11 protein-coding genes are annotated in these 14,157 nt (G+C 39.9%); 8 read left to right on the top strand and 3 right to left on the bottom strand.

Annotated elements, in window-relative coordinates:
• Nucleotides 1–95 precede the first annotated feature (95 nt).
• Entirely contained in the window at nt 96–1,019 is a 924-nt protein-coding gene (locus NF867_RS10545) for a hypothetical protein (RefSeq protein WP_252587832.1), read from the top strand.
• Between the two features lie 124 nt (nt 1,020–1,143).
• On the top strand, nt 1,144–1,362 hold the full coding sequence (locus NF867_RS10540; protein WP_252587830.1) for a DUF3820 family protein: 219 nt from the start codon (nt 1,144–1,146) through the stop codon (nt 1,360–1,362).
• A gap of 1 nt (nt 1,363) precedes the next feature.
• Here the strand turns inward: NF867_RS10540 and NF867_RS10535 are convergent, their stop codons facing one another.
• Nucleotides 1,364–2,416, bottom strand: coding sequence for a WD40/YVTN/BNR-like repeat-containing protein (locus tag NF867_RS10535; RefSeq protein WP_252587829.1), 1,053 nt, complete (start codon nt 2,414–2,416; stop codon nt 1,364–1,366).
• Between the two features lie 88 nt (nt 2,417–2,504).
• On the opposite strand from NF867_RS10535, the gene NF867_RS10530 reads away from it, so the two are divergent.
• The 5 genes from NF867_RS10530 to NF867_RS10510 all read left to right on the top strand — a co-directional run bounded on the left by NF867_RS10530 (nt 2,505) and on the right by NF867_RS10510 (nt 10,807).
• Nucleotides 2,505–4,058 (top strand): helicase HerA-like domain-containing protein, encoded by a 1,554-nt coding sequence (locus NF867_RS10530; protein ID WP_252587828.1) that lies wholly within the window; start codon nt 2,505–2,507, stop codon nt 4,056–4,058.
• 113 nt (nt 4,059–4,171) lie between these two features.
• Nucleotides 4,172–4,630, top strand: a complete 459-nt coding sequence (locus NF867_RS10525; protein WP_252587827.1) for a hypothetical protein — start codon at nt 4,172–4,174, stop codon at nt 4,628–4,630.
• A gap of 323 nt (nt 4,631–4,953) precedes the next feature.
• Nucleotides 4,954–6,132, top strand: coding sequence for an efflux RND transporter periplasmic adaptor subunit (locus tag NF867_RS10520; protein ID WP_252587826.1), 1,179 nt, complete (start codon nt 4,954–4,956; stop codon nt 6,130–6,132).
• A 47-nt stretch (nt 6,133–6,179) separates the two neighbouring features.
• A complete protein-coding gene (locus NF867_RS10515) occupies nt 6,180–9,356 on the top strand; it encodes an efflux RND transporter permease subunit (RefSeq protein ID WP_252587824.1) in 3,177 nt (1,058 codons plus the stop codon).
• A 17-nt stretch (nt 9,357–9,373) separates the two neighbouring features.
• Nucleotides 9,374–10,807, top strand: a complete 1,434-nt coding sequence (locus NF867_RS10510) for an efflux transporter outer membrane subunit (protein WP_252587822.1) — start codon at nt 9,374–9,376, stop codon at nt 10,805–10,807.
• A gap of 171 nt (nt 10,808–10,978) precedes the next feature.
• Here NF867_RS10510 and NF867_RS10505 read toward each other — a convergent pair whose 3' ends face one another.
• Entirely contained in the window at nt 10,979–12,889 is a 1,911-nt protein-coding gene (locus NF867_RS10505) for a YfbK domain-containing protein (protein WP_252587821.1), read from the bottom strand.
• 131 nt (nt 12,890–13,020) lie between these two features.
• Here NF867_RS10505 and NF867_RS10500 point away from each other — a divergent pair, with 131 nt between their 5' ends.
• Nucleotides 13,021–13,221: a YwbE family protein gene (locus NF867_RS10500; protein ID WP_103788634.1), complete on the top strand. Its 201-nt coding sequence runs from the start codon at nt 13,021–13,023 to the stop codon at nt 13,219–13,221.
• 4 nt (nt 13,222–13,225) lie between these two features.
• On the opposite strand, the gene NF867_RS10495 is transcribed toward NF867_RS10500, so the two are convergent.
• Nucleotides 13,226–14,152, bottom strand: coding sequence for a hypothetical protein (locus NF867_RS10495; RefSeq protein WP_252587820.1), 927 nt, complete (start codon nt 14,150–14,152; stop codon nt 13,226–13,228).
• Nucleotides 14,153–14,157: the final 5 nt, after the last annotated feature.

The following is a 14,157-nucleotide window of genomic DNA, read 5'->3' as shown; positions in this document are numbered from 1 at the left end:
TCATTGCGAGTTTTTAACTAAACGAGTAATGTACAGTAAGAAAAGAGAAATAGTTAACATATAAAGATAGAGGAAACCACTAAACGCAATTAACAATGGAAGATACCATGACCACAGACGAATCAAAATCTAAAAATTGGATTTACATTCTTGCAGGAATTATTGTTCTGCTACTCGGAGCAAACGCTTACCTTTTCTTAAATAAAAATGAGAAAGAAGCTAAACTCATTACCATTACAGACGAAAAACTTTCGCTTCAGTTAGAACTTGAAAAGCTAAAAACTGAACTTAATACTGTTAAAGCTTCTAATCAAACTTTAACTACTGATTTAGAGTCGAAAGAAAAAGAGATGAGCGCTAAAATTGAAGAACTGGAAGTGGCCTTACGCAACGGAAAACTTTCGGCAGCTCAACTCTCAAAAACTAAAAAAGAGATTGCTACTTTAAAAGAAACCATCAACCAGTATTTAGCTGAAATTGAGACTCTTAAGCAAGAGAAAGAGCAATTGACAGCAGAAAATAGCACATTGAAAACAACTGTTGAAGAGTCGAATAAAAAGAATCAAGATTTAACATCACAAAATTCAGAATTAAGCAATAAAGTAACATTGGCTTCAATGTTAAAAGCTTCATCCGTTACCACAAAAACTTTCAAACGCAAAAACAGCGGAAAGTTTGTTGACTATGTTAAAGCTAAAAACATTGACAAATTGGTCGCTGACTTTGCGGTAGCTCCAAATGAGTTAGCTCAAGAAGGACCATACATGGTGTTCATGCAAATTGTTGACCCTAGCGGTAAAACCCTTACCTCTGCTTCAGCAGCTGATACCCCTAAAGATTTAGTAATTGGAGGAGAGAAAGTGGAGTATACTACTTCAACTACTATGGTTTATGCTAAAAACAACCCTAACTACGCTATTGAGTGGTTAAGCAGCGAAGGCTGGGCTCCAGGAACATACACAGTAAACTTATTTACTGAAGGTTCAAAACTTGGCTCATCATCCTTTACATTGAAATAATTAGTTCGATATACTTTGATGCAGGACGGCCCGAATCATATCGGGCCGTTCTTGTTTTATAAAGGTTTTGTTTGTTGATATGCGGCTTATCCTTTTATCTTCGCAATAAATATCATCAGTTAGTTTGAACGCCGAAATACTTAAAGAACTCACCACCCTAAAAATGCCCTATGGCAAATACAAAGGTGTTTTAATATGTAATTTACCGGAGCCTTACTTGGTTTGGTACCATTCAAAAGGCTTTCCAACAGGCAAACTCGGAATGCTTCTGCATACCATCTATGAAATTAAACTCAATGGATTAGAGTACCTTCTCGACCCTCTGAAAAAAGGAAAATTTTAACTTAGTTGTTTGCCCCTATTTCTGATAAATTCATTTTGCCTATCACCCCTTTCACTCCTGCAAACCAAGCAGTTCTGCCTGATGGGGCTATTCTGAAAGTATAAAAACTTTCATCACTTATTTTCATCCAGGTAAGTCCGGCATTATTTGAATAATAAACACCAGGCAAACAAGCTGCTAATAGTCTTTTGCCTTTTGACCCTGGAATAAATTGAACACATGAAACAAAAGGCAGCTGATTGGATTTTACTTGCCAAGTACGTCCTCCGTCTTTGGTAAAAGCAATGGTGTTTTTTGTTTCAGCTTTATTGTCGTAATCGCCTCCGGCAACAACGCCGATCTTCTCATTATACATATCAAGTGAAAAGATCCCGGTCATTTTTAAACCTTGTTGAATTGGAGTTTTAAACAGCGTCCATGAAGCTCCGCTATTATCAGAATAAATCACACGAGCTTTAGGGCCTCCTGTTGCAATCCAAATATATTTACCTATAGCATCCATTGAAGTATTCGAAGATGCAAAAAATGCTTCGCCACTTTCAAGAGCTGGCAAATCACTACAATTTACCGGATTCCAGTTTTTACCGGCATTGTTGGTTTTCAATAATTGAACACATCCACTCTGTGGATCGCCCAAAGCATAACCAACTTCATTCGACACGAAAACTAAAGCGTCGAAGAACTGATCTTTGGTTTCATTTTTATACCGTTGCTGCCAGCTAAACCCATCATCATTTAATTGAAGTATGTACCCGGGCGACCCAATATTCGCCATAAAAACAGCTCCTGAAGGTAAGGCTGCAATACTCCTGAATTCGGTATTCCTTAAGTCATTATCTTTTTGAACAACTGTCCAACTATTATCATTATCATTTGTGAAACCATATTTGCCTTTGCTTCCGCCAAACCAAACTGTTGAATCGTTAGGCACCGCTATCGCCCTGATACTTGTTGAGGTATCCGGTTTAAAAATCTGAATAGCTACTTGTTGAGAAAAGCCCAGCTGGGCCACTCCAACTAATAGCAAAGTGGATATTATTTTAATTCTATTCATCAAGATAAGTAGGTTTTTTTGTCACATAAATTCATGTAAATTTAACTGCTTAACAATTTAAACAACCAGTTAATAATACGTTTTCCTGATGGATAATAAAGAAAAATTTCGCGAAGTTATTAGCACCGGATATACCTTTTCCGGCGACAGCATTATTTTAGGAACTTCTATTTTAGATGGAGAAATACTGGAAAACAACCAGGTAAAGGCTCCATTGAAAACCTTTAATCGTCATGGACTAATTGCCGGGGCAACGGGTACGGGCAAAACAAAAACTCTTCAGGTTATTTGTGAGAAACTGACCGACAAAGGTGTTTCTATTTTGGCAATGGACATAAAAGGCGACTTAAGCGGAATTAGTCAACCGGGAGAGGCCAATCCTAAAGCAACTGAGCGATCACAAAAAATTGGAATTGAATGGAAACCACAAGGTGCCTCAACCGAATTAATGTCAATTTCAGACGAAAAAGGTGTTAAGCTTCGCGCAACCATCTCTGAATTTGGCCCTGTTTTGTTGTCACGTATTCTCGACTTAAATGATACCCAGTCTGGTGTATTATCCTTGGTTTTCAAATATGCTGATGACAAAAGCCTTCCACTGCTAGATATTAAGGATCTTCGTAAAGTGCTTCAATATGTAACAGCCGAAGGAAAAGAAGAAATTGAAGCCACTTATGGTGCGGTAAGCCCTGCTTCTGTCGGTACAATCTTGCGTCAGTTAATTGCTTTAGAAGAACAAGGCGCTGACAAATTCTTTGGAGAGAAATCGTTTGATGTAGAAGATCTTTTACGCAAAGATGATAACGGACGAGGATACGTAAACATCATTCGTCTGGTTGATCTGCAAAGCAAACCCCGCTTGTTCTCAACTTTTATGCTGTGCTTACTTGCTGAAATTTATGAGAAATTCCCTGAACGAGGCGATGCCGACATGCCAGAACTTATCATCTTTATTGATGAGGCGCATTTGATTTTTGATCAAGCGAGCAAAGCCTTGCTTGACCAGATAACCACCATGGTTAAACTCATTCGCTCGAAAGGTGTAGGACTATTTTTCGTCACCCAAAACCCTACCGATGTCCCTAACGAAATACTTGGACAATTAGGGATGAAAATTCAACATGCTTTGCGTGCTTTTACAGCGGTTGATCGTAAAGCCATTAAACTTACTGCCGAGAACTATCCGGAAACAGAGTTCTACAAGACTGAAGACATTTTAACCCAAATGGGTATCGGCGAAGCGCTTGTAACCGTTCTAAACGAAAAAGGTATTCCAACCCCGCTGGCACATACACTTATTGCTCCTCCTCAATCAAGAATGGACATTTTGTCGCCAATTGAAATGGATGCCTTAGTAGATAAATCTAGTTTGGCAAGGGAATATAATGAATCCCTTGATCGTGAAAGCGCTTTTGAAATTTTAACAAAAAAACTGGAACAAGCTAGAAATCAGCAGCAAGCGGCGGAGCAGGCTAATCAAGAAGCCAAAGAGCAGAAAAAAGCAGCTGAAGAGCCAAGTATGATTGAGGAAGCGATAAACAGCCGAGCAGGCCAAACAATTATTAAGGAAGTCACTCGCGGCTTGTTAGGTGTTTTAGGACTTTCAACTTCAACAAGAAGAAAAAAAAGCGGTTGGTTTTAAATCCAACAGACATGAACTTTCAAAGATGGGGTGCAAGTTTTTAGCTCAATGCATGCATAGTTTATTTCTGAAAAATTTATACTTTCAGCCCTTAAAATATTAATCATACAAAGATGTTTGAACCAATTGTAAATGCGATAAAAGGTGAATTTGCTGAGAAAGCTCAATCCGTATTGGGTTTGGACGCTGCTCAGGTTGAACCTACATTAAAATGTGTAAGCGGATCGTTAGTTGACACCATTAAAAAACAAGTTTTCGGTGGCAAATTAAATGAAGTAATTGAACTATTAACCGGCAATGTCGCAGCCGATGCCAGCAACCCAATTATGGGCACTCTTTCAACAGGCCTTGTAGAAAGTTTTACCTCTCGAATGGGCATGGATGGTGCTCAAGCTCAAAAAATCACCGACTTTACTATTCCTTTTGCAGTTGAAAAGATCGTAGAGAAATTTAAAGAATCAGGCAACTCAGCTGATCTGGATGGTTTTGCTGCATTTATAGGTATTGATAAAAATATGCTGAAGATGGCTTCCGGAGGCCTAGGAGGTTTCTTTGGAAATATGTTCGGATAAGACTCTTTTTACTTAAAACTGAAAACCGGAAGTTGAGATTGATACAAAACAGTCTTGATTTCCGGTTTTCTCATTTAACCTACCAATAAATCACCTATTATTAATTTCGCAATTGCCTTAATATCTAATTAAGTAACTTTTTTATTCCTTTTCGCCCATAATTTTTGAAAAGCCTATTGCTATTGTAGGCTTTTTGTAACTTCAAAAAAGCATACACTAAAGAAAGTAAACTTTTTCTATGAACTCTTGTTAATACTCGACAACAATCATATATCAAAACATCTCATTCTAACTATATATAAACTATAAACTACGTATAACTTATGGATATAAAAATATCAAAAGCAGTCCTTCTCTCTTCAATGGTTTTACTTGGAGGGATTTTGCTTTTTAGCTGTAAATCTTCCGGGCAACAAGATCAGCAGCAAGAAATGCCGCCACAGCAATTACCAGTGCTAACTATAACTCCTACTACCGCTACTACTTTTACCGAGTTTACCACTTCACTCCAAGGTAAAGTAAATGTAGAGGTAAGACCACAGGTAGATGGATATCTCCAAAAAGTATACGTGGATGAAGGGCAATTTGTAAAAGCAGGCCAGCCTTTATTTAAGATTGATGACCGGGTTTACCGGGAACAGGTGAACACAGCAACTGCCGCTTTACATTCAGCTGAGGCTAATCTTTCTAATGCGCAATTAGAAATCGACAAGCTTACTCCACTTGTTCAGAACAAGGTGGTTTCCGAAGTTCAGCTCAAAACAGCCAAGGCCAGCTATCAAACAGCCAAAGCCAATGTGGAGTCGGCAAAAGCAATGGTGGCCTCGGCGCAAATAAATGTTGGTTACTCAACCATTACCGCGCCGGTAAGTGGTTATATCGGTAGACTTACTCAACGTGTAGGAAGCTTAGTTGGCAAAACCACCACCGAGCCATTAACTGTTTTAACTGATGTGAGTGAGATCTATGGTTATTTTTCTGTTGGCGAAGCTGATTTCATGCGTTTCAAAGAGCGTTACCAAGGAAATACATTGGAAGAAAAACTGCGTAATGTACCGGGTGTAACCCTGATTTTAGCCGATGGCAGTGAATATCCACAAAAAGGGAAAGTTCAGATGGGTGAAGGCCAGTTCGATAAAGCCACCGGATCGATCAGTTTAAGAGCAACATTCCCAAATAGTGGAGGTATTCTTCGCTCCGGCAATACGGGAAAAATAAGACTTGTTCAAACGGTAAATGAGGCATTAGTAGTTCCCCAGGAATCGACCGTTGAAATGCAGGATAAGATCTTTGTTTACTTGCTGGCTGACAGCAACAAGGTGAAAGCAACCCCTATCACTGTTTCCGGGAAGAGCGGCACAACCTACGTTGTTACTTCGGGAATTAAACAAGGCGATAAAGTTGTGTTTACCGGAATTGGCAATTTGCAAGACGGAATGAAGATCGTTCCCAAACCAATGAATGCTGATAGCACCTTGAAAGTTCAGCTTTCGATGAAATAGTTACACAGTTGCATTAACCGCTCTTTTGTCGCTTAAAATTTAGTTACATGTTAAAGAAATTCATAGAACGGCCCGTTCTGGCAACAGTGATATCGGTGATATTAGTGATGCTCGGCGCCATCGGTTTATATACCTTACCTATTACTCAGTTTCCTGATATAGCCCCACCAAGTGTGCAGGTAACAGCTAGTTACCCGGGCGCCAATGCCGAAACTGTATTGCGTTCAGTAGTAATCCCGCTCGAAGAAGCGATCAACGGCGTTGAAAATATGACTTACATTAAGTCGACCGCCAGTAATGATGGATCGGTTTCTGTCAGCGTGTTTTTTAAACTTGGAACTAATGCGGATGAGGCTGCCGTAAACGTACAAAATCGTGTTTCCGGGGTAACCAATCAGTTGCCTGTTGAGGTAGTTCAATCGGGAATTACAACTGTAAAACAATTGAATAGTTTCATTATGCTTATCAGTTTATATTCTGATAACGATAAACTTTATGACGAAACCTTTTTACAAAACTATGGCAAGATCAATATCATCCCCGAAATTAAACGTGTTCCGGGTGTAGGTCAGGCCATCATTTTTGGAAATAAGGATTATTCAATGCGTATCTGGCTGAATCCACAACAGTTAGCCTCATATAAACTATCTCCTAAGGAAGTTTTAGATGCCATTCAGGATCAAAATTTGGAGGCGGCACCTGGTAAATTTGGTGAAGGCAGCAAAGAATCTTTTGAATACGTTATCAAGTACAAAGGAAAGTTAAGCCAGCCGCTCGACTATGAGAACATCGTTATTCGATCAAATAATGATGGATCAATATTGCGCTTAAAAGATGTTGCTAGAGTAGAATTTGGATCAAGCAGTTATTCGGGTAATACACTTAATAATGGTCGCCAAAGCACGATGGTGGCAATTTTTCAAACTGCCGGATCAAACGCGAATGAAGTTCAAACGCAAATCAATGAATTGATTGCAAAGGCTGCCAAAGCATTTCCGAAAGGAGTTCATTACGATACCATTTACAGCACGAAGGAACAATTAGATGAGTCGATTTCACAAGTAAAAAGCACATTGATTGAAGCTTTCATCCTTGTATTTTTAGTGGTGTTCTTGTTTTTGCAAGATTTCAGATCAACGCTGATTCCCGCCATTGCTGTTCCCGTAGCTATTATTGGAACATTCTTTTTCATGCTGCTTTTCGGATTTTCGATCAACCTTCTTACCCTTTTTGCCCTCGTACTTGCGATAGGTATTGTGGTGGATGATGCCATAGTTGTAGTGGAGGCAGTACACGTAAAAATGGAACAAACCCATTGGCCCGCACGAAAAGCCACTTTTGCTGCCATGAGTGAGATCTCAGGCGCCATCGTTTCCATTACCCTGGTTATGTCGGCGGTGTTTTTACCCGTTGGATTCTTCACCGGACCAACAGGCGTTTTCTACCGACAGTTTGCTTTTACACTGGCTATTGCAATTCTTATTTCCGCAGTAAATGCCTTAACGCTTAGTCCTGCCCTATCAGCTTTATTTCTAAAGAATGTACATGCTGATGGCAATGGTGTTCAACATAAACAGAACTTTTCAGGTAGGTTTTTCTCGGCTTTTAATGCCGGGTTTGGCGCCATGACGACTAAATATGTTAAGAGTTTGCAGTTCCTGATTCGTCATAAATGGATCTCCCTAGGCGGACTTGCTATAATTACAATCGCCACTATCTGGTTTATGATCTCCACTCCAAAAGGATTTATTCCGAATGAAGACAACGGTTTTGCGGCAGTAGCGATTGCCCTGCCTGCCGGCTCATCTCTGGAACGAACCAATGAAGTTTTGAAAAAAGCCGATAGCGTTTTGAGAGCCATCCCTGCGGTTAGTGATGTGATTGCGATAAGTGGATTTAACTTATTAAGCAACTCCGCAAGCCCTTCGTTCGGAATGGCCTTTGCCAATCTTCGGGACATGAAAGACCGTGGAGAGGTAAGTGATATAAACGGAATTGTTGGACTCATGAACCAGCAACTTTCCCAAATTAAGGAAGCTTCTTGCTTTGTATTTACTTTTCCAACAGTACCCGGTTTCGGGAATGTTGATGGATTGGAAATGGTGCTGCAAGATAGAACCGGGGGCGATTTGAATAAATTTTCTCAAACAGCTTTTGCGTTTAATATGGAGCTGATGCAGCAAAAAGAGATCGCTGTTGCATATACTACTTTTAAAAATGATTATCCTCAATTTGAATTAGAAGTTGACCAGGTAAAAGCAAAACAACTGGGTGTAAATGTAAAAGACCTGATGGCAGTGATGCAGGCTTTCTATGGAGGTATGATGGCTTCAGATTTTAATCGTTTTGGGAAATATTACCGGGTAATGATGCAGGCTGATGCTCCGTATCGTCAAACTGAAGGATCATTAACAAATGCGTTCGTTAAGAATGACAAAGACGAAATGGTTCCCCTGAATACGATTGCTAAACTAAAACGTGTTTACGGGCCAGAATCATTGGATCGCTACAACATGTTCAACTCCATTACGGTTAACATAATGCCAAAACCAGGCTTTAGTACCGGAGATGCATTAAACAGAGTTGAAGAAGTTGCGTCCCGAAAGCTTCCGAGAGGTTACTCTTTTGAATGGACCGGTATGAGTAAAGAAGAAAAAAACTCTGGAGGGCAATCGGTGCTTATTTTTTCACTGTGCGTATTATTTGTTTATTTCTTACTCTGTGCCCAGTACGAAAGCTATATCGTACCTCTTGCTGTAATTCTTTCTATCCCTACCGGTATGCTTGGTGTATTTGTGGCCATCAACTTAACAGGTATCCAAAATAATATTTACGTACAAGTGGGACTTATCATGCTCATCGGTTTGCTAGCAAAAAACGCGATCCTAATTGTGGAATATGCTATTCAGCGACGCAGGGCGGGTATGAGCTTAATGGGTTCGGCCATTGAGGCTGCACAGCTACGCTTACGTCCAATTATTATGACTTCCATAGCTTTTGTGGTGGGCTTAATTCCATTGATGCGCGCTACCGGACCATCGGCCATTGGTAATCATTCCATAAGTATTAGTGCCGCTGGTGGTATGCTAGCAGGCGTTGTATTAGGTTTATTCATCATTCCGGTATTGTTTATTGTATTCCAGTTTATTCAGGAAAAAATTACCGGGAAGGCCTACATCAATAAGTTTGATGACGAAGAAAAAGAAGAACCGGCATTACGTTAAATTTTAATCAAACAACTATGACAAACTTTAAATATAAAGTTCAGCTCTGTGTGTTGCTCACCGCCTTTGCAGTAGTGATAAATTCCTGCAGAATTAGTGAGAAATACGCCCGTCCTGAGCAACACATGCCCGAACAATTCAGGGAGCATACAACAGCCGTAGCAGATACAGCCTCATCAATTGGTTCGTTAGAGTGGCGATCATTATTTAAAGATCAGGAGCTGATCACATTGATTGACAGCGCCATACATAATAATATCAGTCTTCAAATAGCTATTAAAAATATTGAAAGCGCTCAACGGATTTTAAGTCAAGCAAAGCTTGGTAATATTCCTGAACTATCGGCTCAAATTGGAGCATCTATAAATCGTCCTTCGGATAACAGTTTAAGTGGAATAAGTGCCGGGCAGTTCTTAGGTTCTAAATATGTAAAAGATTATCAGGCTGCATTGAACCTTTCGTGGGAAGCCGATATCTGGGGAAAAATTCGATCCCAAAAAGAAGCTGCCTTAGCTAATTACCTGCAAACTGAAGAAGCGGCAAAGGCTGTTCAAACGCAGGTAGTTGCCAGCGTTGCTCAAGGCTATTTTAATTTGCTTATGTTTGATGAACAACTTCGAATTGCTAAAAACAACGTTGCTTTAAATGACAGTACACTTACTATCGTTCGTTTACAATACGATGCCGGACAAGTAACATCTCTTGCCATTCAGCAAACCGAAGCACAACGCTTAAACTCCGCCTTACTAATTCCTCAACTCGAAGAAAGTATTGCTGTACAAGAGAATGCACTTAGCATATTAACTGGTGAAATGCCAAAAGTGATTCAACGCAGACAAAGCATTTTCTTAATTGATTTACCTGATCAGTATAATTCGGGCGTACCAGCTAACTTACTAAGTAACCGCCCTGATGTTAAATCGAGTGAATTAGCATTGGTTGCAGCAAATGCCCGTGTAGGAGTAACCAAGGCTGAAATGTATCCATCCTTAACTATTTCAGCTTCGGGTGGATTAAATACTTTTCAGGCCAGCAATTGGTTCAATATCCCAGGTTCATTGTTTGCTACTGCAGCGGGAGGACTCACTCAGCCTATCTTTTTAAGAAAACAATTACGAACACAATATGAAATTTCTAAAATAGAACGAGATCAGTCGGCACTGGACTTTAGGCGATCAGTATTGTTTGCTGTTGGAGAAGTTTCAGATGCCTTGGTTGGAATTGACAAAATCAAGGAACAGGAAACCCTTGAGAAAACACGGGTGGAAACATTAAAGCTAGCCATAAAAAACTCCAAGCTTTTGTTCAATAGTGGGATGGCCAATTACCTGGAGGTGTTAATAGCACAGGGATCTGCTTTACAAGGAGAATTAAATCTTGCTGACATTCAGCGCCAACGATTAAGCCTTATTGTTGAGCTTTATCGTTCATTGGGCGGAGGCTGGAAATAATAGAACACCAAACCCCGGGCGTTTAACCCGGGGTTTTGAACAAGCTCTATAAATTCTCATCGTTTTGTTTGACCCGGCAAACAAGCAGATAGGTAGTGTTACACCACCCCAAAGGGAGGTGGATGGGCGCCTACCTGTTTTACCATAGTTTTTATTTTCATGCTGCAGTTATTATCTAATAATTGGGGTTATGGAAGGTCTAATGCTTCCAACTACATTTTTATCGCTGACTTGACTTAAGGCTTTTGCCGTTTTAACCAGTTTTACAAACTCATGTTTATATCCTTCAGGATCGTTTTGAAGCGAGGTTGAAGCAAGAGCGACCACTTGCTCATAATTTGATTGATTTTTATAAACCGAATTGCGAAGCAACATTCCAAACTCTGCTACAGCCACTGCAAAACGAAAACTTACACTAGCTGTTTCAATAGCTCCATTCGAGTTAATTGCCACTACATTAATCAGTTTACTGCTACTATCTACAAATTCTTTATATCTCAATTTAACCGTCATCAATTCATTGGTATTCACCGGGCCAGAAGAACGCTCGTTTTGATATTTTAATGGATCAATGGAAGCAGGTAGAAACGGACTCTTAATGGCAACGGGAATAATTTCATATAGAGCAGTAACGGTTTGTCCGCTGCCTATTTCACCGGCATCTACTTTATCATCATTAAAATCTTCATCATTTAATAACCTGTTCTCATAACCCACCAAACGATAGGATTGAACAGTAGCAGGATTAAATTCTACCTGAAGCTTTACATCCTTAGCCAGTGTAAACAAGGTCCCGCCAAACTCATTTACAAACACCCGTTTGGCTTCAGAAAAATTATCGATATAGGCATAGTTACCATTTCCCTTATCAGCTAAAAGTTCAAGTTTATTGTCTTTATAGTTACCCATTCCAAAGCCTAAAACCGAAAGGAACACTCCGCTTTTTCTTTTCTCTTCAATTAATCGCTGCAACTCACCATCGCTTGATGCCCCTACATTAAAATCGCCGTCGGTAGCTATAATTACTCGGTTGTTACCATTGGTTATAAAGTTTTGGGTAGCGATTTTATAAGCGAGTTCAATACCTTCTCCTCCCGCTGTTGAACCGCCTGCTTCCAATTGATTGAGTGCATCTTTTATAGTCGTTTTCTCGTCGCCCTTTGTAGAAGGCAGTACAACCCCAGCAGCTCCTGCATACACCACTATGGCTACTTTGTCATTTGCACGAAGCTGATCCGTTAAAAGTTTGAAAGCTGATTTCACCAATGGAAGTTTATTCGGATCTTCCATCGATCCAGAAACATCAATCAGAAATACAATGTTAGATGCAGGCAGATTTTTAGTCTCCAAGCGTTTTGCCTGAACGCCTATGCGGGCCAGTTTATGGAGGTTATTCCAAGGACAAACGGCTACTTCGGTATGTATAACAACCGGCTCATTACCGGTGGGCTGAGCATAATCATAATCGAAATAATTAATCATTTCTTCGACTCTAACAGCATCAATAGGTGGCATTTGCCCCATGTTTATAAAACGACGAACATTTGTATAAGAGGCCCGATCAACATCAGTTGAGAAAGTTGAAAGCGGTGCTTTTGACACTTGCTTAAATCCGTTTTCTTTTAAAGCCGAATAATCTTCGGTATTAAAAGATGCTGCCGGAGCCATAGCAAATGATTCATTCATTTGTGGCACTACTATATCCTCCGATGCCCGTATCATTGTTTTATCTTCTTCCAGGAGTTTTTCTTCCTTAACCGGCATATTAACATCGTACATCACTTGCCCTTTGGGAACCAACATTACCTGGAAAGGATCGGAGTCGTTGAGTTTTATTTCTTTAGACTCATATCCTTTAGCAGAAATGATCAGCACATTGTTCGAATCAGTTAAATGGATATTGAAAACGCCCCTAGAATTACTGTGCGACTTGATCGTAGTTCCTTTTAAAACGATCTCCGCATTTTTTAACGGCGCTCCTGTATCAGCGGCCTTTATCCGACCCTGAATTACTTTTGGCTGGCTGCAGGCATTCATAACAACTAACAAAACCAGCAGAAGAAGATTGATACGTGCTTTCATAGTGAATCGATTTTCTATTAAGATGCAGGCTGCATTTAAAATCCATAAGACCAGATAAATTTTAATTTGAAATCATTGAAAGCTTGCGCTTAAGACAGAATAGCTATCTTTGACCTTAAATTGATTTAAAAATGGACGGCAAAACCAGAAGCGATATTTATCCGGGATTGGAAGTAGACATTATTTTAAAGAAGGACCAGCGGAGTGGAGAAAGAACCCGAGGCTTTGTTAAGGACCTGTTAACAAAGGCGCCATTTCACCATCGAGGAATTAAAGTGCGATTAGAAGACGGGCAGATTGGCCGCGTGATCGAGATTTTTGAAGAAGATTAAAGGATCATTTCCTTTTATAAAAATATAGCATCGGGCCTAAACCCGAATTTTTTTGCACCTCGCTTATTGTATAGTAGCCACGACCATCTTTAGTAAAACTTATGGCTTCGCCCTGAGGCTCTACCATATATGGAAGTAGTTCAGGAGTTCGTTTTAATGCCTGATCAATCGGTTCATTCAACTGTCGTTTCCAATAATAAATATGGGTATAGTTCTTAATAGCGATCTCGGTTCCATTGGCTGAAATACTGCCTCCGGCTGCCATTTGAATTGGTAAAGCTCCCATGTATTTTAGTTTAGCGGCCCTTTTGGTACTTTGAGGATATTCGGCCTTAAAAACTCCAGCCTGCTCACCTTTAGTGATCACAAAAATATCTTTGGAAATAGGGTCTAATAGAATGGTTTCGGCATTAAACCGGCCTTTCGGATATTTCAGTCGAAATCTTGCCGCTTTTTTTATCTGCATCTGAACAGGGAAATCAACCTTTGTCAAATCTGGTTCTTCAAATCGAAACACAAATATTGTATTTCTCACTTTAAGGTTATCCCCAATATCACCAATATAAATATAGTTTTTGCCATTTTCCGGCCCCGGACCAATGGCCAGATCTTCCCAATCGAAATTACGACAACCCCTAATATTTAAAGAGCCATAATAATGGCCGATAGTATCAAGAATGTAAACCCTATTCGGACTAAAACTGTCTTCCTGAACGTATAAAAACCCGGGATTAGCATATCCGTTCACCACTCCTGATATTTCCGTTAAATGGCTGTTTTCAATTTTGGATTTGCAATCAAACTTAAACTCCGTATTGGCTTTAAGCTGACCCCAAGTTGGCATCCCAGTCAAATCGAGCCGAGGACTGCTACAAGCGGTCATGCCTAGTACTATAATCAGGCTGGAGATTTTAAAAAAAGACTTGATCATTCACA

It is taken from the genome of Solitalea agri, from assembly GCF_023914155.1.
Lineage (GTDB): Bacteria > Bacteroidota > Bacteroidia > Sphingobacteriales > Sphingobacteriaceae > Solitalea > Solitalea agri.
The sequence above is the reverse complement of the archived record's forward strand: the minus strand, read 5'-3'. Positions and strand labels throughout refer to the sequence as shown.